We start from the raw sequence: 22583 nt of genomic DNA, 5'->3' as shown, positions 1-22583 counted from the left end.
TTCTCAATTACAACATTCTACAATGGGTTCTCCTACCAAACTATCTAAATCCTCACTTCTCAATAACAGTCTCCAATCTGTATTTAATTGAGTATCATCAGGATTTTGCCGAAGTTGTTCAGCTACAAGAGTTATGGCATCAAACCAAATTTGATTAGAGGCATAATCAGAATATTGTGGATTAGGATGTTGGAAATCAACTTTTTTGATATAGCCTTTGACAAAGACGTTGTCCACAACATCTGAGGTGCAAAAGATTGTCAAAGCCCAAGTATAACTTTTTTCCTGTTCCATTTGTTTGAGAGTAGTTTCTGGTATAGGAATACCAATAATTCCTGGTGTTTGGTCTAGGTATACTTGAGTTTTATAAATATTTTTACTATTATTTTCGTCTTGTACCACAAATTCTGCATTTTGTACATTTCTATAACTATATGGTACATAAACCCAGATACTGGTAGTATTATTTGCTGTAGAACTGAAATCTTCATATTCGGGAACTATAGCCACTGTCGGTTTCTCAACAACTGGACAATTAGGATTTCTGGAAACTCCAGAGAATCTTGTATTTATTCTCTGTGTGCCAGCAAAATTCAGTTGACTACCATCTAATTTACCACCATTGAGATGTTGGTCTGGAGTAGAGTCGGCTTTTTCTGCTATTACTTTAGCAGTAAAAATACTTATATTAGTAATAATAGCAGTTAAACTAATGATTGAAAGCAAATTTCTCAGGTTAATCATGATCATAGAAAAATTTTGTTGTTTTAATAGCTTTATTTATGGGAGCTATTTGTGGCAATTTTAGCTTAATCTTGTGATTGATTACAAGAACAACTTACTACAAGTTCTATATATAGCATAAACATTTTATGCTATTTATCAGAGATAGTGCGATCGCACTTGGCTTGTAGGTTGGGCCCTTCTCAGATCTTCCACCAAAACCCACTCATCTACTGGTGGATGAATAATGAGTTTTGAAGTAAGAAGTCTTTACGTCTTTAAGTAATGAGTTAAAGAATTAATGCGATCGCCCTTAAAAATTGGTTGACCAAAAAGGCGTATTCAGTATTTTTGTTCTCCTGATGCTTTTCTTAGACGAAAGAGAAATGAACTTTTGACCGCGCTTATGCTCATATCTTGCACGCAAGTACAAAAGTACAGAAATTGACCAACAGGCGAGAATCAATTTTTAAGGGGTTAGGATCAATTCTTTAACTCATTACTCATTACTTCAAGACTTCAAGACTGATTATGGTGCGTTACGGGCTGCGCCCTAACACACCCTACTAATGCTGCTTCAAAACTTCTTTCACTTCAAGACTTCAAACTCATTACTTCAAAACTCATTACTCAACCACAACCAGTAACATTAAGTAAAGATGCTTTGGTCTGAGTATGGCCCCGGATTTTAAATCCGGGGAACGGATGACCACAATAATTTGGTACATAAGTACTGGTGGAAGATGTGAGTTGAGGTAACGAAACCCAACAATCTCAAGAGGTGACAAGGAAGCTATGATCTAGGCATGGTTTACTCAGCTCTTCCATCTTTATCAAAGAAAGTCTACCAAGCCGAAGCAACTAAAATAACCCATCAATAGATAAATACCTCTCCCCTGTGTCATAACAAAAGCCTAAGATAACCGGGTTTTCGGCTTTTAACTGCTTGATTTGTTTATTGATAGCGGCCAGGGTTGCTCCCGAAGATATTCCTACTAAAACTCCCTCTTCCTTTGCCATTCTTGCTGCAAACTCAAAAGATTCTTCTTCGCTGACGGTAATAACCCCATCTATGTACTCTGATTGATAGTTTTCAGGAATAAACCCTGCACCAATTCCTTGTATTTTATGAGAACCTGAACTTCCACCACTTATCACTGGTGATTTTTCGGGCTCCACCGCTAATACTTTAAGCTTTGGAAAATGTTTTTTTAGTACTTTAGCGCATCCAGAGATATGACCCCCTGTACCAACTCCAGTAATTAGATAATCAATTCCTTGGGGGAAATCTTTAATAATTTCTTCTGCTGTATACAATGAATGAGCTTTGATATTAGAAGGATTGGTAAATTGCTGGGGTATCCATACTTTTTGCCCCTCACTTTTTAATTTATTACACAGTTCATCAGCATGTCTAATTGCTCCTGGTATTCCTTCCTCTTTTGGTGTTAAGCTTATTTCAGCTCCATAGGCTTTCATAATCTTTCTTCTCTCAATAGACATGGACTCTGGCATGACTAGGATTAAACGATAACCTTTTACTGCTGCCACCATACTTAAACCTATTCCTGTATTTCCTGAAGTAGGTTCAATAATTACAGTGTCGTTACTTAAATAACCTGACTCTTCAGCATCTAGAATCATTTGTAGAGCAATTCTATCTTTGATACTCCCTCCAGGGTTTGAACGTTCTAATTTATACCAAATTTCCGGTTGAACATCTTCATTAATAACATCATTGTATAAATGATTCAAACGTAGATGAGGAGTATTTCCAATTAAATCGATGACTGAATTTGCTTTCATATTAAAATGTTATATGTTATGAGGAATTTTGTTATTGTTTGATTTTAATTTAAGTAAGCTGCTTTTGTGCATCTAAATTAAATTATGAAGATACCGGAACACCGGAACAGCATGGATTATCAGTTTTTGCAGTTAATTTAAATTTAATAATATCCAGTTTAATTACTTCTTGTTTTTTTTACGGAGTCAACTCTAACATTTTACCTTGATTATTTTCTGATAAATAATTAACAAATCTGCCATTTGACACCAAGTTCGGTTTTTATGGCTCTTCTGCACTTAGTATGCAAAAAATATAGGAAAACCAGATGGGGCAAAGAAATCAGCTAAACTGATGATTTGAAAATTGAAATCGTTACCCCCATATCTTGCACCAGAACTTATGTACTAAATTAACCTCAGAAAAAGTTCATTTCTCTTTACCCTAAGAAAAGTAGCAAAGGTCATCTATCGCCCCGGATTTTAAATCCGGGGCGATAGATGACCGCCCAGACGCGGTCAACCAATTTTTAAGCGTTGAGCATTAATTCTTTAACTCATTACTTCAAAACTTCAAGACTTCAAGACTTCTTACTTCAAGACGTCTTACTCATTACTCCTTACTCCTTACTCATTACTCAACTCCAACCAGTAACTTTGGGTAAAGATGCGAGGGTCTGAGTTAAATGTATACTATACTAGTTAAATATACTAGCAATCTGCATATCTATTGTTTCTAAAAATCTTACTTCGTGAAGTGCGTAGTAACATATTGTGGAGATTTCTTGGGGGTTGATTGACTTAACTCGAACATTGTGAATAAACTCCAATCGCTTTTTAGTACCAATCGTCTCAATCGCCCAAAAACCTCGTTTTGTTTTAGTATTTCTTTCTAACACGGCTTCAAGAATTAACTCAGAGATTTGTCCTATACCATCAAAAGTTACATCGCTAGGACAAGAGAATCTCCATGTATCTCTCTGAGGAATAACATATATTAATTTGCCACTTCCATCAACTTCAAAAAACAAAGTTGCACCTCGGCAAGATATATTAACTATTTCTATTTCAGCTTGATTGGCAAATTTATGAAGATATAATTCAAACATATTTCTGATTGTGATTGACTATTATTCTTTGATTGTTCCTAATCTCTCACAAACAGAAGATGCAATTCTACCAATTTAAGTTGGTCTGTTCACTTTCCCAATCGGGACAATCTTGACTATCCCAACCATAAGGGTGCATGGCACAAACTAAAAGGTTACCGTTATAAACGCGACCGTGATAGTGTACGCAGCCTATGCAGGCTGGGTGTAATTGGGAGCTTGCTCTAATTTTAGGGTTAAAATCGAAATCAAGGTCAAAAGGATTGTCTAATAAATCATCACCGTAATTCCTATAACCCTGAAAATCCTCATCTTCTTCATAATCTTGCCTTGTCTCAGAATCTGAAAAATCTCTGGGATTGCGGCCAAAAAATAGAGAATTTATAAAATCTCCTCCTAAACTTTCTTCCAACTCTTCATATATTTCTTCGATTGGTTGAAAAATTTCTATTACTATTTCTTCTATCTCTGGAGTTATATAATTATCTATCTGATTAGCTACAAAATCTATGGTATTTTCTACTTCTTCTGAAAGATTTTCTACAAAAGCATCAAAGTTATCAGAAAACTTTTCTAACTCCTTCGTTACCATAGTTTCCCATTGAGAAAAAAAATTATCGTCTTTATTCTTCATTTTCTTTATTGTTTCTTTTTATTGATTAACTTTTTTGACGCCACTATTCAATAAGCCTCTGTTATGATCTTGTTATAACTAGTTTTTCTGGGTTTTTTGATTCTGTTTCTTGATTCTTCTCTCTATTTTTCTTTTTGTAGTTTACGTAGCTCTTCTTGTAGCTTGGTGACTTCATCGCGTAAATAATCCACAGATTCTGTTGATTCTTCCGTTGATTCTGTTTCCTCGACTACAATTTCAATTAAGCGAGGCTCAGATTTGCTGCTACTACTACTAGAAGAAGTTTCTTGAGAGCTTACTTGAGCTTCTTGAGCTTCTTTGACTAATTCATCAACATACTTTCGGGCTTCTTCTACACTCATTTCCCCTCTAGCTACCATTTCATCAGCCACTTTTTGGGCTTGATTTCTTAATTCTTTGAAGGTAACACCAGCTCTTTCGGCGGCAAAATCAGCCATGCCTACACCAAGATATATTGCTTTTTGAACGAGATCTCCTAAACCTGGCATTTTCTATTTTTTCCCTCCCAAATTTTTGATGGATAGATTATTCCTATATCTAAGATAACTAGATAGAGAAACAAATGGCAATTTACCTTAAGCAAAATTAAGAGGTTTACCTTTGATAGCGGTATGAACTTTACCATGATCATAAACCAGGTTACCATGAACGGCTACTGTGCTACTTTTCTTGGGTCTAAATATTGCATTTTTTTTAGTGGTATCATTGTGATTAACTCTCCATTATATTTTAACCTGCTTGAGTTAGGTAATTATCATGAGTTTTGGTCAATGGATTGGTTTATTAAGTTTAGTACTCTCAATCGGAATTCTTTGGTATATACGGCAGTTACTATTGCTTGTGTTTATGGCAGTTATTTTTGCCACTGTTTTTAATCGTTTAGTAATTTATTTACAAAAGTTTAATCTTAGACGGGGTTTAGCAGTTCTTGTAGTTTTAATTAGCTTTTTTTTAATAGCTATTTTAGCTTTTTTCGTGATTGTTCCTCCTTTTGTTGAGCAATTTCAACAGTTGATTTTGAAAATTCCTGCTTTTTGGGTAAGGGTAAATAACACTTGGGTACAAATACAAAATATAGAATGGTTACCAGAATTGCCAAACTCATCTCAGTTAATTCAACAATTGCCTCGGGCGACTTCTAGTATTCTTGGTAATTTTTTAACTATTTTTTCTAATTCTTTTTTTATTTTGTTAAGACTATTATTTGTGATAGTTTTAACAGTGATGATGTTGATTGATCCTCGTGCTTATCGTCAGGGGGCTTTGAGATTATTTCCTTCTTTTTATCGACGTCGGGCTGATGAAATTTTTACACTATCGGAAGTGGCGATCGCTAGTTGGGTAGGTGGTATTTTAATTAATTGTCTATTTATCGGGACCCTAAGCGGCATTGGTTTATTTATTCTACAAATTGATTTTGTCCTAGTTCATGCCTTACTTGCAGGATTACTCAATTTTATCCCGAATATAGGTCCTGCCGCTAGTGTAATTTTTCCCGTCATGGTAGCAGCTTTAGATGATCCTTGGAAAATCTTAGCCATTCTGTTTTGGTATTTCGTCATTCAGAATATTGAAAGTTATTGGTTAACCCCTAGCGTTATGGCTAAACAAGTTTCCCTACTCCCTGCTGTTACTCTGATGGCTCAAATCTTCTTTACTACAGCTTTGGGTTTATTGGGTTTGTTGTTAGCTTTGCCTTTGACAGTAGTGGGTAAAACTTGGGTAGAAGAAGTTCTCTTCAAAGATATATTAGATAATTGGCAAGTATCAAATATAGATTTAGAGATAGAGGAGACCACCGACGAATTAATACACACTTCTGAAATTATCGATAGTTCTAGTCAAAACAAGTAAAATTAATCATAATAGTAGATTGTTAGATATGGTAAGTGATACTAGTAATACATCAATTTGGTTAAGTATTGTTAAATTACTGCGTTGGGATAAACCAGCAGGCAGACTAATTTTAATGATTCCCGCATTATGGGCAGTTTTTCTAGGGGCAGAAGGTTTACCACCTATACCTCTAGTTGGGGTGATTATTGTGGGGAGTTTAGCCACAAGCGCGGCAGGATGCGTAATTAATGATTTATGGGATCGTGATATCGATCCTTTGGTAGAAAGGACAAAAACCAGACCGTTAGCGGCTCGTAGCTTGTCTGTTACTACAGGTATCGTGATAGCAATAATCTCCCTAGGTTGTGCGGCGATCGCCGCTATCTATCTCAACCGTCTCAGTTTTTTCCTAGCAGTAGCGGCGGTGCCAGTAATTGTGGTTTATCCCCTAGCGAAAAGATTTTTTCCCATTCCTCAACTAGTGCTATCTATAGCTTGGGGTTTTGCCGTATTAATCAGTTGGAGTGCCGTAACTGGGGATTTGAGTCAAGCAACTTGGTTACTGTGGGGAGCAACTGTAACCTGGACATTGGGCTTTGATACTGTTTACGCCATGGCAGACAGGGAAGATGATCAAAAAATTGGTATCAATTCTAGTGCCATTTTTTTCGGTAAATACGCCCCTGAGGCAGTAGGATTCTTCTTTTTAGTAGCTACTGGTTTACTGGTAGCTGTAGGTTTAGAAATGGGGTTGGCTTGGATTTATTACCTCGGAGTGATTGTCGTGGCGATCTCCTGGATTTGGCAGTATTTACAGCTACGAAATCCTGATATTTCTAAGGATACCTATGGATTAATTTTTCGTCAGAATGTTTGGTTAGGATTTATCTTGTTATTAAGTATGATTACTAGCTTAAACTTACTATAATGCGAGCTTTAATAAACTTTTTATCCGTAATTAATCTGATGCTTATTTATGATTAATTTTTTATACGGATAAATACAGTTTTTAGCTTGTTACACATGAAGCTAAAATTAAGCAAACTAGGTACAAACAACAATTGAGATGGCATCATCAGAACAATTATCTCTAATTAAACAAGGTTTTAAACAATGGAATTCTTGGCGAGACAAAAATTCCATAGTAGTAATAGATTTAAGCAATGCTGATTTAAGCGGCTTAGATTTATCCCGTAGTAAACTTTGGGGTGCTAATCTACAAGGTACTAATCTACAAGGTGCCAATCTATCTAATTCAGATTTGCGCAATGCAGATTTTCGCAGTAGTAATCTCAGTCAAGCTAATTTCGTGAAAGCAGACTTAAGAAATGTTGATTTTAGCGCGACGAATTTAAACAAGACAAATTTTAGCCAAGCTAACTTAAAAGGGGCAATTTTTTTAGACATTAATTCTCAGGGAACTAATTTTACTGGTGCTAATTTAATAGCTGTTTTTATCAAAAATTGTGTGTTCAGAGATATTATCTTAACAGAATCTATCTGCACTCATGTATACTTAGATAAAAACAGATCCAATCGCTACCCTAGAGAGAATAATTTTGAGCCTGGAGAGTTCGCTAGTTTTTTACAAAAAGATGTCATAACAACAACATCAATTCTCAAAGTAGATACTCCTAAAAAGAATGAGAAAGAGAGACTATTTACTCTCAATAGTCAAGAAGATAAACCACAATTTAAAACAGAAAAGAGCGTAAATAAGCAAAATAGTGAACATCTTGATAATTTGGCTCTAGTTATCACTAGTTTTATTCAAGATGTATCAGAAAATATTCCAGAGTCTCCAGTTCGTCATGTGAGAATAGCAACTAAGGTAATTGAGTTGTTAAAAACCGACAATTTTTCCTCAGAAACAGTTCAAAAAGCGAGAAATGCTGGAGATTTAAATAAACTGATAGAATTAATTCCTCATCCTGCTACTCATTTCATTGTAATTGGTCTGAAAAAATAGATTTTCATCAAAAAGTAATTAGTTATTTTTTTATTTGGCGATCGCTTCTTCTAATATCAAAACCGTTTAATCACCCACATTTAAAACTATCTGAAACTCTTATAATCAGTAGATTGTAATTATGTTCATTTTACCGGATTTGCTCTAAATACAAGATAATTGACGGTGCATTACACGAATGTTAACGCACCCTACAGTTCTGTGTCAGTTCACTACAGTTCTGAAATTCTAGCATTTTTAAAAAGAAACCGCTTGAAAGTCTTACTAATTTTGCTTATCTTTCATACCAAATTGATTCCAATTGTTGAGCTATCGCACCTACTTCTTCAACTTCTGTGGCAGTAGTTAAAAGCTTGGTTACATGACCTAATTTACGACCAGGATGAGATTGGGTCTTACCATACCAATGTACAAAGGTATGGGGAATAGCTGCTAGTTGTTGGCGTTGAGTTTGATAGTCGTGGTGTGAATGTTCATATCCCAATAAGTTGATCATCAAGGCGCCTTTTGTTTTAAAATTGGGTTGAGGTAGGGGTAGGTTGGCGATCGCCCTAAGCTGCATTTCAAATTGAGATACCTCACAGGCATCTAGGGTATAATGTCCTGAATTATGGGTGCGGGGTGCAATTTCATTAATTAATACTTGTCCAGTTTTTGTCAAAAAGAATTCTATGCCGAGGATACCCACATATTCTAGACTTTCTAAAATAGTAGTAGTAATTTCTTTAACTTGTTCTACAATCTTTTGAGAAACAGCAGCCGGGGCAATCACGCGGTGACAGACTTGTTTTTCCTGTTGGGTTTCCACTAGGGGATAAATTGCTATAGTGCCGGAGTTGTTGCGGGCTGCCATCACTGCTAATTCCTTAGTAAAGGGTATATATTCTTCCACAAGTAGGGGAGTATCTTTTAGTTTTTTTCTAGTTGCGGTCAACTCCTCGTAATTGTTAATCATAAAAGTACCTTGTCCATCGTAGCCATGACGACGTGCTTTTAAAACTAGGGGAAATTGGTCATGTGACAGTTCAGGTAATTCTTGCTCTAGATTAACAAACCAAGGCACAGGTAAACCCAGTTTTTGCAGATAGCTTCGCTGGGTATATTTATCTAAAAGAGGGGTTAAACTGTTTAAACTAGGGAAAAAGATAGCATTTTTAGCCGCTAAATTTTCGAGAATTTTAAGATCAATAAATTCATTTTCAAAGGTAATTATATCGCTCATCTTCGCTAGTTTAGCCGTGGCGATCGCATCATTTAGAGGAGCTAGTATTACTTTTTCTCCTAATTTAGCCCCTGGATCTTCAGAATTGGGAGTTTGTATAATTAGTTCTAGGTTAAGTTTCCGTGCAGCAGCTACCATCATTGCGGCTAATTGTCCACCGCCGATTATACCCACTCTGTTGATTTCCATCTTCTTTTATACTATATTCAGACACAATATTTTACCTTAAAATCATGGGACAATCAAAGGTTATCATTGCTAGTTTACTCCTTGGTGCTGGTATACCCACCTTACTCATCGGAATTTTTCTTGATAGTCGCATTTTACCTCTACCAATTCTGGGATTGGCGTGCGCCATATATCTCCTTTGGAATGTATCTCAAATTAAATCAAATTCTGATCAATCTCTAGAGACAAAACACAAGAGAGTTTAATTATCCAAAGATAATTTTAAATCAACCTTAAATCAACTGATGAGAGCGTTTGTAGCTATATACAGTATTTTGTAACAACATAGCTACAGTCATGGGACCTATTCCCCCTGGTACTGGTGTAATTGCGCTTGCTACTTGTGCCGCACTAGCAAAATTTACATCACCAACTAGGATAGAATTTCCCTGACTATCTACGCTGCGATTAATACCTACATCCATAACTACTGCACCAGGTTTAAGCATATCTCCCGTAATTAGATTAACTTTACCTACTGCCGGGACAATTATATCGGCTTGGCGTGTTAAACTGGGCAAATCTCTAGTTTTAGAATGAGCGATAGTTACTGTAGCGCCTGCGGCTAATAGCATCATTGCCATAGGTTTCCCTACTAAAATACTGCGTCCAATCACCAAAGCCTGTTTACCCACTAACTCAATATTATACTCAGCTAGGAGGGCCATTACTCCTGATGGAGTACAACTGCGTAGACCTGGTTCATCTCGTAGTAAACGTCCCATATTCATAGGATGTAAACCATCAACGTCTTTCTCAGGAGATATTTTCTCTAGTAAAGCCACAGCATCTAAATGTTTTGGTAAGGGTAATTGAACTAAAATTCCATCTACTTGAGGATTTTCGTTAAGTTTTTCTATTTCCTCTTCTAATTCTGATTGGGTAGTAGTTTCAGGATAATGTCTACCGAAGGAAACTATACCTATTTTGGTACAGGCACGTTCTTTGTTACGAACATATACGGCACTAGCGGGATTATCTCCCACCATCAGTACCGCTAGTCCTGGTTTTCTCCCTAGTTTTGGAGATAATAACTCAATTTCACTTTTGAGTGTTTGTTGTATTTTTTTAGCTAAAGCTTTACCATCAAGGATGAGAGATTGCATAATAAAATTGTTCCTATAAAAAAAGCTAATTTTATGAGTATTTCATCTATTACTGTAACCATGGCGATTTTACACCAAGATGGTAAATTTTTACTACAGTTGCGGGATGATTATCCTGATATTCTCTATCCTGGACATTGGGGTTTTTTTGGTGGTCATATTGAAGAGGGGGAGAGATTAATAGAGGGTTTAAAAAGAGAGTTGTGGGAAGAAATCACCTATCAACCGCCATCTGTGAATTTATTTCGTTCTTATATTGATATTAATCGTAAAGCATACATTTATTCTGCTCCTCTAACAGTCAGTTTAGATACATTAGTACAGCATGAAGGTCAAGATATGGCTTTAGTAAGTCCAGAGTCGATTCAAAAAGGATGTGTCTATTCTGAGAAAATTCAGGAAGTTAGACCTATTGGCGATTTACATCGTCAGGTTTTATTGGATTTTATTGACTCTAACTAGCCTAACTGGGGGCGCAAGCCTTGCGCCCCTACAAAAGCTCACTTAGTTAAAACTTAGATCGCCTTTTCAATGATTATTCCCATTTTAGATGTATAAGAAAATGTCAATGTTTTTAAAGTTTGTCAAGTTAACAGCACTTCTTTATCCCAAATATTGATGTTTAACTGTTAACCACAACAGCTACAAACTGGCGAGGTATTTGTAGGTGTGATGGCTTTAAAAACGTAGTTTGATAAAACTAAGACTGGTCAACTATAGGCTTTTGCAAGCCCCCACGATCATCGGTACTCCGATGATCGTGGTGGGATGTTGACTGCTATAGTTGTTTAGTAGGTTTCTACGTGCCAGCGATGGGCTTTTTTCAGGTCTTTTTGATATTGAGACCAATCAATCTCTTTCTTAGACGCTTCTCCACGCATAGCATCATCAATACCATCTTCCATGCCTTTGAGACCACAAATATAGGTATGAGTGTTCTCTTTTTGAATTAATTCCCAAATTTCTGGGGCGTGTTCAGCTACTCGGTGTTGAATATACATACGGCCACCTTCGGAATTTTTCTGTTCACGACTAATCGCATAGGTAATGCGGAAGTGATCGCTGAATTCTTTTTGTAGCTCTTCTAATTCTTCTTTGTAGAGAATATTAGCTGTGTAGGGAACACCAAAGATTAACCAGGCAAATCCTTTGAATTTATAATCTTCGTGCTGTTCTTTGAACATACGCCATAAATAAGCCCGGAAAGGAGCTATTCCTGTTCCTGTAGCCATCATGATGATGTTAGCATCTTCATCAGGAGGTAGGAGCATTTCTTTTCCTACTGGTCCTGTAATCGCTACGTCTGCTCCTGGTTCTAGATTACATAGGTATGTAGAGCACACTCCATAAACAGTTTCTCCAGTTTCTTTATTTTGATACTCTAACTGACGTACACAGAGAGAAACAGTTTTATCATCTAAATGGTCCCCATGACGAGTAGAGGCGATAGAATATAATCTTAATTTATGAGGTTTGCCGCTTCCGTCAGTACCAGGAGGAATGATTCCGATACTTTGGCCTTCTAAATAGCGTAAGTCTCCCTCAGATATATCAAAGGTTAGGTGACGTACAGTTCCGCTACCACCTTCTTTGACTAATTCTGTATTTTCCACACATTTCCCGATAAAGGGATTTTTGGGACGATAGATATTTACAGGAATATCTTGGCTTTGTGATTTTGCTTGAGTCATAGATTTGCTTTTATTTGTTTTTCCTTCTATTTCTTTTTCTTTATCACTATCCAACGGTTTTATACTGACAATGCGTCCGCCTAATTTAGTAATGCGCTGCATTTCTTGGTTCATTCTTGAATATGGAACCTTAATAAAAGTACTACCGCTGCGACGAATTGGGTATTCTAACTTATCTGTTTGTCTGTTTTGATTTAAACCAACTACTTCGTAAACGAAGATGCGATTGGCATAATCACTTCTGTTGTCCGTTTGACCTGCAATGAAAGGAGTATACATTTTTCCTTTGGTTTCCTAAACTTTCATCAATAGAGCTATATAATAGCCTACCATTCAACAGTTACGGTGATCAGGTCAAATTTACGGACTAACTATTTATCTAGGTTAACAAAACTTAAATTTAAAAACCGTCAAAATTTAAGCAATTTAATTTTTTCTTTACTTTAATGACCAAGACAGCTTAGGATATAAAGTTAAGTAAATCAGCAGTGCTATAGGGAATGAATAGGCTTGTTTGTACAAGGAAATTCTGGTAAAATTTGCCCAAATATATCTAAGGATAACCAACTCAAAGACAAGTGGGTAAAGCCTTTTGTATTTGCAGCAACAAGACTTTTACCTAAATTAGACTTGCTCGATTAAACGGCTGTTTACAGCTATTTTGCTTGATAACATAACATTTTGGATAAGAGGAAACCTATGACCACCCAGTCAGATAAAGTAGTAGTTATTGGTGTAGCCGGTGACTCTGGTTGTGGAAAATCAACTTTTTTACGTCGTCTTACTGATTTATTCGGTGAAGAATTTATGACAGTTATCTGTTTAGATGACTATCATAGTCTAGATCGCAAAGGCAGAAAAGCCGCTGGAGTAACTGCACTAAATCCCAAAGCTAATAATTTTGATTTGATGTACGAACAAATTAGAGACCTCAAATCAGGAAAAGCTATTGATAAGCCAATTTACAACCACGAAACGGGGATGATAGACCCTCCTGAAAGGATCGAACCCAACAAAGTAATAGTAATCGAAGGCTTACATCCATTTTACGATGAGAGAGTCAGAGAATTAGTAGATTTCGGCGTTTATCTCGATATCTCTGAAGAAGTAAAAATTAATTGGAAAATTCAACGGGATATGGCAGAACGTGGTCACACTTATGAGGATGTTCTCGCGTCTATAAATTCCCGTAAACCCGATTTTGAAGCTTATATCGACCCTCAAAAACAATACGCAGAGGTAGTTATTCAAATTCTACCTACTCAGTTAATTGATGACAAAGAGAGCAAAATCCTACGAGTTCGTCTCATCCAAAAAGAAGGTGTAGAAAATTTTGAACCTGCTTACCTCTTCGATGAAGGATCAACTATCGATTGGAGACCTTGTGGTCGTAAGTTGACTTGTGCTTATCCTGGAATTAAATTATTCTATGGACCTGATAGTTATTATGGTCAAGAAGTTTCTGTTTTAGAAATTGACGGACAATTTGATAATCTCGAAGAAATTATTTATATCGAAAGCCATCTCAGTAAAACTGGAACTAAGCATTATGGAGAAATGACTGAATTGTTACTCCATCATAAAGATTATCCCGGATCTAATAATGGTTCTGGTCTGTTCCAAGTTTTAGTGGGCTTGAAAATGCGCGAAACCTACGAGTTATTAGTCTCTGGGGAAAATAAAGTTACTGCCAAAATCTAACTTTTTTTCTCAGTATAAGCGCCATAAATATTTGTTCCACCCCCACACTTGTTTTGCGGGTGGAAAATTTTTTGGATAAACTGAAAAAACCAGAAGATACAAAAAAAAGTCTCAGTCAACATACACTGGGAGAAGTTTTTACAGCAGTTTCGGAGCAAATTAACCAGATAAAAATTGCTGTAGCAGTCGCTATTATTAGAAGAAATTATAGTATTTTTCCTGCTGCCTTCTGCCTAAAACGATAATTTAGGGCTTACTCAGTCTAAAATTGCTGTAAGGTAATTTAGGTTGAAAATTAAAGATTTGGTAAAGTGAGTTATTTAAATTTAATTAAATGCTACTTTAAAATAAAGCAAAACTTTACACATTAACATTGATTTATGAAAGAAATTTCACCTACCAAAATTTTGACTATTGTGGCTTTTTTAGGTATTACTACTTCTCCGGCTCAAGCTCAATATTATTTCTCTAATCCTTCTAATACACCAGTTATTAATCTAACTAATCCCAGTAATGCCCTGCCTATACCCCAACTCACTCAGACTCAACTATTAGTAAATGGTGGTTTTGAGTCCGGTATTCTTGGACCTTGGACTACAAACAATAGTTTTTCTGAGTTGTGTCAAACAAGCTGGAATGTTAGTGACATTGGTGGTTCCTTTGCAACTGGCTGCCAACCTGGTGTATTTGGCGGTAATTTTCCTCAAGGTCCATTCCAAGGAAATTTTGCTGCTTATAATAGCTTTGATGGTTCTGGACCTCTAGATTATACTTTGAGTCAGGATATATTAGTACCTAATGATATCTCTTCTGCCGTTCTTTCCTGGACACAAACTTTTAATGTTGATTTAACTAGTGGTGCAACAGTTCCTCGTGAATTTAATGTTGCTATCGGTGGTAATCAAATATTGTCTCAGTCAGTCGGAGTTGTTGGTTCACAAGTAGAGTCTGATTGGACGGTCTTTAATCAAGATGTAACCTCTGTATTAGCCCCTCTAGCAGGACAGACTGTGAGTGTTTCGTTTACGAATTTTATCCCAGAAAATTTCACTGGACCTGGTGGCTTTGGCTTAGATTCTGCATCCTTACTGGTAACCCAAAATCAACACACTACTCCAGAGCCTAGTTCACTTATAGCTCTATTAAGCTTGGGCTTAATGAGTTTTGCTATTAAAAGCAAAAAATAAGATCTGTCGCAAAAAGTTTGAAACAGATCGAGATCCAATTGAGTTTTCGTTTCCCTCATATCTTCCACCAGTACTTATGTACCAAATTATTGTGGTCATCCGTTCCCCGGATTTTAAATCCGGGAAGTGACCTAAAAATAGTACATAAGTACTGGTGCTTTGCTCTAAGGAGAAGAGAGAAGACAATTACCAGAATCGGAACAAGCTAAACTCATACAAGAGTTAAAACAAAATACTAAACTTCAACCCAAGCAATCTCCGACTCAGGCATTGAAAAAGTTAATCACAGAAGTAGATCCTGTTCCTTCAGACTTTGATTCAAAAGAAAGCTAAAGAAACTTATCTTAAAGAAAAATACAATTAGTGAAAATCTTACTGGTTACTAATATAATTTATTCAGCAATTCCTATTTAGGCCAAGTTTTAGGAATCGCTAAACCTAGAGTAACACTTCTTGCCAACATAAATGCCGCTAAAGCTAACCAAAGTAAATGACTACTATTTAAAACCCACCCGATAATCGCAATAGGGAAAAAACCACAAATACTGGCAACTAAACTAGAATTCCGCAGCAATGACCCCTGGGTTAAACCTAAAAAATACCCATCTAGCATATAGGCGATCGCCCCAAATCCTAACACAGGAATTAACCAAAAAACATAATTATTAATATTAGTAATAACCTCTTGATGACTAGTTAATAACCCAAACAGATAACTAGGAAATAAACAAAAAACTAAAGCAAAAATTAACCCTAAACTGACGCTAATTAAACCAGCAACTTTGAGCAATACCATTAATTTATCTGTATTTTTTTCTCCGTAACTAACTCCCGCTAAACTTTCTGTAGCAAAGGCTAAGCCATCTATAAAATAGGCTGCTAATGTTACTATTTGCAGCAATAAACTATTAGTCGCTAAGGTCAAAGTACCTAGATTAGAACTCATATTAGTAAAGATTGCAAAGGTTGTAACTAAAGCAAAAGTACGAATTAAAATATCTCTATTCAGACTAAAAGCTTCCCTAATTACTGATTTTGACCATAAGTCATTAAATAATCTCTTCACCGTTTTGAGAGATATTAATTTCCCTACACAAATTAAACCTACTAATAAACTAAGATATTGACTAATAGCCGTAGCAATACCAGCTCCCGCACTTTCCCATCCCCAACGAATGATCAATAAATAATCTAAAATAATATTGCTTCCTTTACTGACTAAAGATAACAGTAACACTGTTAAACCTTTTTCTAATCCCAAAAACCACCCCCAGAGAACAAAATTCAACAAAGTAGCAGGCGCTCCCCAAATTAAAGTATTATAGTAGTCAATGCCACTAGCTTTTACCTCTGGTGTGGCACTTAGGAGAGTAAAACCTATTTCTCGTAAAGGTATTTGTAAAATTAAGATAATTAAACCGATACTTAAGGCTATACTGCTATTACGTAGATAGATTTTAAATACTTCTTCTTGCTCTTGACTATTAGAGGAAATTTTAATATTACCCCTAGCTTGTGCGGTAGTACCAGTAGTACCCATGCGCAGAAAACCAAAAGTCCAATAGAGATAATTAAATAACACAGTAGCAAGGGATACCCCTGCTAAATGGCGTATCTCTTCTAAATGTCCTAAACAAGCTAAATCTACTAAACTAGCTATTGGTACAGTTAAATTTGATAAGATATTAACCGTTGCTAGACGAAAAAAGCGCTCTCTAAAACTAGATTTCATGAGGTGGTAAGATTTTTAGTTGTCAACAATTCTTGAATTTGACTAGGACAGTTAACGATCAGCAATTTAGAAGCATGTAATGTATCCTCTACTGTTTCTGTTTCTAACTTTTCTGTGGAATTAATTTCAAACATTCTGCTAGAAATAATTTTTAAGGCATTTTCTAAATGAGTGTTGTATTTATTGTCTTGATTATAGGCATAAATAATTACAATTTTTTCAGAATAATTAACTATATAATCAATTAAATTTTGAGTAATTCTAGCAGATTGTAGAGTTAAGATAACTACTTCAGTAGATTGGTCATATTTGAGATATTCTAGCCAAGATTGAATATCACTACATAAAATATTATCGATTCCTAGGCTAATAAAAATAGAAACACCCAAGCCAATCTCTTGTAAAGACAAAGATACTTCATAGCTGAGAGTAGGGCTATCATGAAGTAAAGCAACATTTCCAGGGGGATAAAATTGAGATTCAACAGTGGTGAGATGATATTGGTCAGGAATTAAAATACCACCACTGCCAGGTCCTAAAACAATGGTTTGAGTCTCTGTAGCCTTATGGAGTAGGCGCAGTGTATCTAGAGGGGGTACATAAGGAGAAAAAATAACTATTTGAGGAATGGAAGAAGCGATCGCTTCTGAGGCGGCGTCGAGAACTTCGTAGGGATGGACAAAAACTAAGCTAGTTTGAATATTGCCGGTAGAGGAGATCGCTTCTGAGACTAAATCGAATACAGGTATGTTATCTAACTGAGTTCCACCGCTACCAGGATTAACACCTGCGGCAATTTGTACTCCGCTTGCTTGCATTCTTTGAAGATATGTGAGTACTTGATTGTCTACTAAACCATGTACTAAAATTTTGCCTGATTTTTGCCAATGGATTATTTTATTCATCCTCTTCATTAAATTTTTGTGCAATAGAAATTGTTTGTTCAACACCAGCTTCTAGACTATTAACCCAATATACTGGTAAAGAAGCTAAGGTGGGAGGTAAATCATCGGGACTATGAGTGAGTAAGCGTAAAACTACAGTTACAGACTTAATCATAACTGATTTTTTGGGGACTAATTTTTTACGATTAATTAAGCCTGTGGCCCTTTCGATTCTCTCATCAGTAAATTTCTTAGGAGAATAAGTAGGTTGTAAAAAGTTAAGAAGAGTTGGGAAAATAGCCATATTAGTTTCAGGATTTCTCAAAATATTTAAGAAAATGATTTTAACTTCAGGAAGATCGGCTAATTGTCTTAAAGCGGTTGCGAGGTGAGTGGCGAAACTAGTTTGAGATTGTTTTAACACCAATCCAGACACATTAACCTGGGACTGAGTAAATAAATCTAGAGTAGCCATACCCAAATCAACATCGCTACAGATAAATCCAATTTCAGTGTTAACTGATTTTTCCGTTAACCAAATAAAAGATTGAGGCTGGTAATTAGTTAACGTCAAAAGTTTTTGATGACGTAATAAAGCTTGCTCATTTATTTTAATTTTACCATCTAGGGCCATAACTTCACCGTCTTTGCTAATACCCAAGGGATTGATTTCTATTAAATCTAAATCTTTAGAAATAAACAAATCATACATTTTAGAGATAATTTTACTGACTCTCAGGAAGACAATACCCTCTAAGCCCATTTTACGAGTAAGTTCTCTCCCATGATATTCAGAAAATTCTTGTTCAATCGGCACTATCTGCAAATTAGCAAACAAAGGTTTCAAATTAACTCCACCACTTTGGGAACCTAATAAGACAGGACATTGAGATTGATAGTCTAAGACAACAGCAAGAAATAACTCGAATTGTGTATCGTATTTAGCCTCTGCTAAAACAACTTCAGGAAATTCTCCGAGAATCTCCAGATTAAAAATAGTGGTAGCGGCGGCGATCGCGTCAATAGTATTTTCAGCAAAACGGACACCACCGACTTTTGCCCGTCCTGAAGCTCTAACTTGAGATTTAACTACAATAGGATAAGGTATTCCTAATTGTCTGAATTCTCTTGGTTCTTTAATTACTTGAGAAGGCAAAGTAGGAATGCCCACTTGAGTAAATAGTTGTTTTGCTTGGTATTCTAGTAGATCAACCATAAAATTTTCAAAGTATTATCAACAATAACCATCTTAAAATGCTCAAAACAAAAACTGGTTCAATAACTTTGGTAGAGTTAGAAACTTTTCTCAAACAGCGACTGTTTTCAGAACCGGGGATGATTAACCCAGAGAAAATCAATTGTCTACTCAAAGAAAAGAATTTAATGATTTTTCTGCACTATCAACAACCGACTATGCCTTATTCTCGCAAACTCTTTAGTTTACTGCAAAATAACCTTGATAATCTCTTACTATCTTCTGAGTATCAGATTTTGATGTATATAGTCGTTCAAGGAAAACATCGAACTAACGTAAATTTACCTAATGACGACCCTACACAATTGGTTTCATCTCCTATAGCCTTACCAGAATATTATCGTTATAAAAAACCCAATAAAGCAAATAAACAACCATTACCAGTTTCCAGACCAGTTAAATTATTTTTAGCAGGTTGTGGTTTAGCAGCGGTTGCTGTTGGGGTTTATTGGGCAAATCATCTTTGTTTCTTTAATAGTTGTGCTTTAATTCCCCAAGCTAATCAGATTGCTGAAAAAGCCGATTTAATTGTCCAGTATAGTCCCAATGATTTAGAGGAAGCAGAAGTTCAACTTAGGGAATCTCAAAAACTGCTGACTAAAATACCGAGATGGTCTCCCCATTATCCAGAAGCTAAAAACTTAACCCGTAAATACCAACAAGAAGAGCAAAATATCAATAAGTTTATTGAATCTCAACAACTCCAAGAACAGGCCACTAATTCAACTAATCTACCATTATCAACAGAAGAATTACAAAATATTGAATCATTATGGAAAAGAGCATTAGATAATTTAGAGAGTATTCCCCAGGAGAGTCAGCTATATGAGTTAGCATCAGCAGAATTACCCAAAGTAACTACCGCTAAACAGGCAATTACTAGCTTAAAAACAGCTCAAGAAGCCGCAGAATTAGGTAAAGTTAGAGAGACTGTGGCACGGTCTTTTAAAAACTGGCAGTTAGTAGCAGCTACTTGGCGTACAGCTATAGAAAGATTAGAAGAAATTCCTGGTAACAGTGATCTTTTGGCACAACCTGAGATCAAACAAATCTCAGCATTGTATCAATCTCGCCTCAATCAAGCAAATCAGAGAGTAGAACAAGAACAATTAGGGGCACAAATACTTCAAGAAAGTCAACAACAGGCTCAATTAGCTGAGACTAGAACCAATGCAGATCAATGGCAAGAAGCCGTGCTTCATTGGCGTCAAGCTTTGACTAAAATAGAGGAAATTCCGGCTGAAACTTATGCTTTTGAGGAAGGAAAGAAATTACTCTCATCCTATCAATCTTCCTTAGACGATGCTGAAGATAAGCTCAAAATTGCTTTTAATCTTGAACAAGTATGTACAGCTAATATTAGAATTTGTAACTACAATGTCAAAAGTGATGTTATTCGAGTTGAATTAACTCCCCTATATCAACAACAAATCCTGCAAGCAAATTATGGTGCTTTTAATTATGATAGTCTCCTAGCCCAAGCTCAATTAGCTAATTATATTACTGGTTTAAAAACTATTTTACAAAGCATTAGCGATGAAACAGGACTATCTTTAGAGTTATATTCTTCTCAGGATGTTTTAATTGTTTCTTATATACCCACCTAGAACTCAGATCTTGCACCTTTGCCAAAAGTTGCTGGTTGTGTTTGAGTTTTGAAGTTTTGAAGTTTTGAAGTAATATCAAGTCCGTTTAATCAGTTATATTATGAGATATTGATGCAAATACTTAAAAACCATATTTCTCCCCCTCTCCCCCTCTCCCCCTAACGGCGCGATCGCCCTCTATCTATGATAGTATCGTTAGACTCACATCTTGCGATAAACTAAGAAAGGAAATAAATATTTATTGTCAATTGATTTTAAAACTATGCAAGCAGTACAACTTCTACAAATAATCTGGGCATTATCCGCTGTACTTCTAGTAATCATGGTATTACTACACAGTCCCAAAGGCGATGGAATTGGAGGTATCGGCGGACAAGGTCAAATATTTACCAGCGCCAAAAGTGCAGAAACTACCTTGAATCGAATTACCTGGGTTTTAGCCACTGTTTTTATTGGTTTAACAGTTATTCTCAGTGCGGGTTGGGTAGGTTAGTATTCTAAGGCTAAATACAGCTAAAGGTAAAGGAGAGAATATTGAGTAATTTTCTCCCCTCCACTTTACTACTGAGTCTAATAACAATAGCAATTTTGCTGTTTTATCAAAAGATAGTTGTAGCTAGTTATTCCTTACCAAATTTAAAAGTTCATCCCCTACCAGAGAGTTTAGCTGCATATCAAGTAGACGAAACAGTAGGAGACTATTTTGCGGCGGTTAAAGAAAATACTCCAGAAAAACAGGGATACTTAATTTGGTCTCAACTACCCGTTACAATATATCTAGATACTCAATCCCATGATGATGAGATTTGGATTAAAGCGGTAGAAACAGCGATATCCCAGTGGAATTCATATTTACCTTTAACGATAGTTACCACACCTGAAGATGCGGATATTATCATCGAAGCGTCACCTCCTCCTGTAGCTATTCAACGTAACCCCGATACAGGGAACTTACAGATTACAAGAGCTAGAGCTGGTATTACAAGCTATGAATTTTACCTAAAAGGGGATAATCCAGGCATTTTTTCTCATCGGATGCAGATTCAGGTTAAGCCAGGAAGAAGTTATCAAGCAATTCTTGCTACTAGTCTACACGAATTAGGACACGCCCTAGGTATTTGGGGTCATAGTCCTGTAGAAACGGACATTTTGTATTATGCACAAAGCTCTAAATCAGTTAGTATTTCTGCTAGAGATATCAACACCCTAAAAAAGATTTATCAACAACCAACACGCTTAGGATGGCTAATCTCACAATAAATTCATTTATTTATAGTACTTGTCGGGTTTAGTCTTTTTATTGTCTCTAGATAGTTTTCTATAGCTGATTCTGCATCTGCTAAACGCAAATCTAATTCTATTTTAACAGCTGGGTTGGTGATAATATGAGCTTCCATTGATGAAGTTAAGTCTATCAGTTTTCTTAAACGATTACATAGATACTTGGCTTGACGCTTGAGGATTTTTATTCTTGATAAATATGTTGAGAAATAAAAAATAAATATTGATATGTATACTATAAAAGGAACAACCCATAGATAAGACATTCTAGATTGATAATTTGATAATATTATTGTTCCCAAAAAACAGACTAATAATGTTAAGAGGGAGTACGGAGTTTATATCACAACCAGGCGATCGCTCATAATTAAGTAGGGTGCGTTAACGTGCGTGTAACGCACCATAGGTTATGTGGTAATCAAGATTCAAAACTCATTACTTCAAAACTCATTACTTCAAGATTCATCCACAAGTAACTTTGGGTAAAGATGCAAGCTCTGAGTAATCGCGACTGCTATATCACAACTAGTAGGGGCGCAAGGCTTGCGCCCACAAAAGCAAGGCTTGCGCCCACAAAAGCAAGGCTTGCGCCCACAAAAGCAAGGCTTGCGC

At 36.1% G+C, this 22583-nt stretch carries 22 protein-coding genes; 11 read left to right on the top strand and 11 right to left on the bottom strand.

Going from position 1 to position 22583, the window contains the following annotated elements:
- Positions 1–3: 3 nt before the first annotated feature.
- From MW688_RS02340 to MW688_RS02320, 5 genes are all read right to left on the bottom strand, one after another.
- Entirely contained in the window at positions 4–744 is a 741-nt protein-coding gene (locus tag MW688_RS02340; protein WP_486734305.1) for a DUF928 domain-containing protein, read from the bottom strand.
- An 840-nt stretch (positions 745–1584) separates the two neighbouring features.
- Complete coding sequence (gene cysK / locus MW688_RS02335) at positions 1585–2529, bottom strand: cysteine synthase A (protein ID WP_486734304.1); 945 nt, start codon at positions 2527–2529, stop codon at positions 1585–1587.
- 677 nt (positions 2530–3206) lie between these two features.
- Entirely contained in the window at positions 3207–3617 is a 411-nt protein-coding gene (locus MW688_RS02330; protein ID WP_486734303.1) for a hypothetical protein, read from the bottom strand.
- A gap of 67 nt (positions 3618–3684) precedes the next feature.
- On the bottom strand, positions 3685–4251 hold the full coding sequence (locus MW688_RS02325; protein WP_486734302.1) for a hypothetical protein: 567 nt from the start codon (positions 4249–4251) through the stop codon (positions 3685–3687).
- Positions 4252–4373: 122 nt separating this feature from the next.
- Positions 4374–4760 carry a hypothetical protein gene (locus MW688_RS02320; RefSeq protein ID WP_486734301.1) on the bottom strand — a complete coding sequence of 129 codons (387 nt, stop codon included), beginning with the start codon at positions 4758–4760 and terminating at the stop codon, positions 4374–4376.
- A 268-nt stretch (positions 4761–5028) separates the two neighbouring features.
- Here MW688_RS02320 and MW688_RS02315 point away from each other — a divergent pair, with 268 nt between their 5' ends.
- From MW688_RS02315 to MW688_RS02305, 3 genes are all read left to right on the top strand, one after another.
- A complete protein-coding gene (locus MW688_RS02315; protein ID WP_486734300.1) occupies positions 5029–6126 on the top strand; it encodes an AI-2E family transporter in 1098 nt (365 codons plus the stop codon).
- Positions 6127–6154: 28 nt separating this feature from the next.
- The gene (locus tag MW688_RS02310) at positions 6155–7036 is read left to right on the top strand and encodes a 4-hydroxybenzoate solanesyltransferase (protein WP_486734299.1); all 882 of its coding nucleotides are present in this window, start codon (positions 6155–6157) and stop codon (positions 7034–7036) included.
- Between the two features lie 138 nt (positions 7037–7174).
- Complete coding sequence (locus MW688_RS02305) at positions 7175–8077, top strand: pentapeptide repeat-containing protein (protein WP_486734298.1); 903 nt, start codon at positions 7175–7177, stop codon at positions 8075–8077.
- A gap of 274 nt (positions 8078–8351) precedes the next feature.
- Here MW688_RS02305 and MW688_RS02300 read toward each other — a convergent pair whose 3' ends face one another.
- Positions 8352–9488: a 5-(carboxyamino)imidazole ribonucleotide synthase gene (locus MW688_RS02300; protein ID WP_486734297.1), complete on the bottom strand. Its 1137-nt coding sequence runs from the start codon at positions 9486–9488 to the stop codon at positions 8352–8354.
- A 44-nt stretch (positions 9489–9532) separates the two neighbouring features.
- On the opposite strand from MW688_RS02300, the gene MW688_RS02295 reads away from it, so the two are divergent.
- Entirely contained in the window at positions 9533–9733 is a 201-nt protein-coding gene (locus MW688_RS02295; protein WP_486734295.1) for a hypothetical protein, read from the top strand.
- A 27-nt stretch (positions 9734–9760) separates the two neighbouring features.
- On the opposite strand, the gene folD is transcribed toward MW688_RS02295, so the two are convergent.
- Entirely contained in the window at positions 9761–10633 is an 873-nt protein-coding gene (folD, locus tag MW688_RS02290) for a bifunctional methylenetetrahydrofolate dehydrogenase/methenyltetrahydrofolate cyclohydrolase FolD (protein WP_486734294.1), read from the bottom strand.
- Between the two features lie 33 nt (positions 10634–10666).
- Between folD and MW688_RS02285 the strand changes: the two genes are divergently transcribed.
- Positions 10667–11095, top strand: a complete 429-nt coding sequence (locus MW688_RS02285) for an NUDIX hydrolase (RefSeq protein WP_486734293.1) — start codon at positions 10667–10669, stop codon at positions 11093–11095.
- Between the two features lie 326 nt (positions 11096–11421).
- Here MW688_RS02285 and cpcD/petH read toward each other — a convergent pair whose 3' ends face one another.
- Entirely contained in the window at positions 11422–12603 is a 1182-nt protein-coding gene (cpcD/petH, locus tag MW688_RS02280; protein WP_486734292.1) for a bifunctional rod-capping linker CpcD/ferredoxin--NADP reductase PetH, read from the bottom strand.
- A 420-nt stretch (positions 12604–13023) separates the two neighbouring features.
- Here cpcD/petH and MW688_RS02275 point away from each other — a divergent pair, with 420 nt between their 5' ends.
- From MW688_RS02275 to MW688_RS02265, 3 genes are all read left to right on the top strand, one after another.
- Positions 13024–14025: a phosphoribulokinase gene (locus MW688_RS02275; RefSeq protein ID WP_486734291.1), complete on the top strand. Its 1002-nt coding sequence runs from the start codon at positions 13024–13026 to the stop codon at positions 14023–14025.
- 71 nt (positions 14026–14096) lie between these two features.
- Entirely contained in the window at positions 14097–14270 is a 174-nt protein-coding gene (locus MW688_RS02270) for a hypothetical protein (protein ID WP_486734290.1), read from the top strand.
- A 135-nt stretch (positions 14271–14405) separates the two neighbouring features.
- Positions 14406–15212, top strand: a complete 807-nt coding sequence (locus tag MW688_RS02265) for a PEP-CTERM sorting domain-containing protein (RefSeq protein ID WP_486734288.1) — start codon at positions 14406–14408, stop codon at positions 15210–15212.
- Between the two features lie 406 nt (positions 15213–15618).
- Here MW688_RS02265 and gntT read toward each other — a convergent pair whose 3' ends face one another.
- The 3 genes from gntT to MW688_RS02250 are packed head-to-tail and all read right to left on the bottom strand — an operon-like array spanning position 15619 to position 19044.
- Positions 15619–16944: a guanitoxin biosynthesis MATE family efflux transporter GntT gene (gntT, locus tag MW688_RS02260; RefSeq protein WP_486734287.1), complete on the bottom strand. Its 1326-nt coding sequence runs from the start codon at positions 16942–16944 to the stop codon at positions 15619–15621.
- Positions 16941–17849: a CoA-binding protein gene (locus tag MW688_RS02255; RefSeq protein ID WP_486734286.1), complete on the bottom strand. Its 909-nt coding sequence runs from the start codon at positions 17847–17849 to the stop codon at positions 16941–16943. Before MW688_RS02255 ends, gntT begins: the two co-directional genes overlap by 4 nt.
- Entirely contained in the window at positions 17842–19044 is a 1203-nt protein-coding gene (locus tag MW688_RS02250; protein WP_486734285.1) for an ATP-grasp domain-containing protein, read from the bottom strand. The genes MW688_RS02255 and MW688_RS02250 overlap by 8 nt, the downstream gene beginning before the upstream one ends.
- Positions 19045–19082: 38 nt before the next feature.
- Here MW688_RS02250 and MW688_RS02245 point away from each other — a divergent pair, with 38 nt between their 5' ends.
- The 3 genes from MW688_RS02245 (at position 19083) to MW688_RS02235 (ending at position 21950) form a co-directional block, all read left to right on the top strand.
- Positions 19083–20690, top strand: a complete 1608-nt coding sequence (locus tag MW688_RS02245) for a hypothetical protein (RefSeq protein WP_486734284.1) — start codon at positions 19083–19085, stop codon at positions 20688–20690.
- A 262-nt stretch (positions 20691–20952) separates the two neighbouring features.
- Positions 20953–21183, top strand: coding sequence for a preprotein translocase subunit SecG (secG, locus tag MW688_RS02240; protein WP_486734312.1), 231 nt, complete (start codon positions 20953–20955; stop codon positions 21181–21183).
- Positions 21184–21224: 41 nt separating this feature from the next.
- Positions 21225–21950 carry a matrixin family metalloprotease gene (locus tag MW688_RS02235; protein ID WP_486734283.1) on the top strand — a complete coding sequence of 242 codons (726 nt, stop codon included), beginning with the start codon at positions 21225–21227 and terminating at the stop codon, positions 21948–21950.
- The last annotated feature ends 633 nt before the right edge of the window (positions 21951–22583 follow it).

This window comes from Johannesbaptistia floridana (assembly GCF_057440575.1).
The sequence above is the reverse complement of the archived record's forward strand: the minus strand, read 5'-3'. Positions and strand labels throughout refer to the sequence as shown.

Coding starts and splice junctions, on each gene's coding strand:
- MW688_RS02340 (WP_486734305.1), bottom strand. CDS start 744: ATGATTAACCTGAGAAATTTGCTTTCAATCATTAGTTTAACTGCTATT.
- cysK (WP_486734304.1), bottom strand. CDS start 2,529: ATGAAAGCAAATTCAGTCATCGATTTAATTGGAAATACTCCTCATCTA.
- MW688_RS02330 (WP_486734303.1), bottom strand. CDS start 3,617: ATGTTTGAATTATATCTTCATAAATTTGCCAATCAAGCTGAAATAGAA.
- MW688_RS02325 (WP_486734302.1), bottom strand. CDS start 4,251: ATGAAGAATAAAGACGATAATTTTTTTTCTCAATGGGAAACTATGGTA.
- MW688_RS02320 (WP_486734301.1), bottom strand. CDS start 4,760: ATGCCAGGTTTAGGAGATCTCGTTCAAAAAGCAATATATCTTGGTGTA.
- MW688_RS02315 (WP_486734300.1), top strand. CDS start 5,029: ATGAGTTTTGGTCAATGGATTGGTTTATTAAGTTTAGTACTCTCAATC.
- MW688_RS02310 (WP_486734299.1), top strand. CDS start 6,155: ATGGTAAGTGATACTAGTAATACATCAATTTGGTTAAGTATTGTTAAA.
- MW688_RS02305 (WP_486734298.1), top strand. CDS start 7,175: ATGGCATCATCAGAACAATTATCTCTAATTAAACAAGGTTTTAAACAA.
- MW688_RS02300 (WP_486734297.1), bottom strand. CDS start 9,488: ATGGAAATCAACAGAGTGGGTATAATCGGCGGTGGACAATTAGCCGCA.
- MW688_RS02295 (WP_486734295.1), top strand. CDS start 9,533: ATGGGACAATCAAAGGTTATCATTGCTAGTTTACTCCTTGGTGCTGGT.
- folD (WP_486734294.1), bottom strand. CDS start 10,633: ATGCAATCTCTCATCCTTGATGGTAAAGCTTTAGCTAAAAAAATACAA.
- MW688_RS02285 (WP_486734293.1), top strand. CDS start 10,667: ATGAGTATTTCATCTATTACTGTAACCATGGCGATTTTACACCAAGAT.
- cpcD/petH (WP_486734292.1), bottom strand. CDS start 12,603: ATGTATACTCCTTTCATTGCAGGTCAAACGGACAACAGAAGTGATTAT.
- MW688_RS02275 (WP_486734291.1), top strand. CDS start 13,024: ATGACCACCCAGTCAGATAAAGTAGTAGTTATTGGTGTAGCCGGTGAC.
- MW688_RS02265 (WP_486734288.1), top strand. CDS start 14,406: ATGAAAGAAATTTCACCTACCAAAATTTTGACTATTGTGGCTTTTTTA.
- gntT (WP_486734287.1), bottom strand. CDS start 16,944: ATGAAATCTAGTTTTAGAGAGCGCTTTTTTCGTCTAGCAACGGTTAAT.
- MW688_RS02255 (WP_486734286.1), bottom strand. CDS start 17,849: ATGAATAAAATAATCCATTGGCAAAAATCAGGCAAAATTTTAGTACAT.
- MW688_RS02250 (WP_486734285.1), bottom strand. CDS start 19,044: ATGGTTGATCTACTAGAATACCAAGCAAAACAACTATTTACTCAAGTG.
- MW688_RS02245 (WP_486734284.1), top strand. CDS start 19,083: ATGCTCAAAACAAAAACTGGTTCAATAACTTTGGTAGAGTTAGAAACT.
- secG (WP_486734312.1), top strand. CDS start 20,953: ATGCAAGCAGTACAACTTCTACAAATAATCTGGGCATTATCCGCTGTA.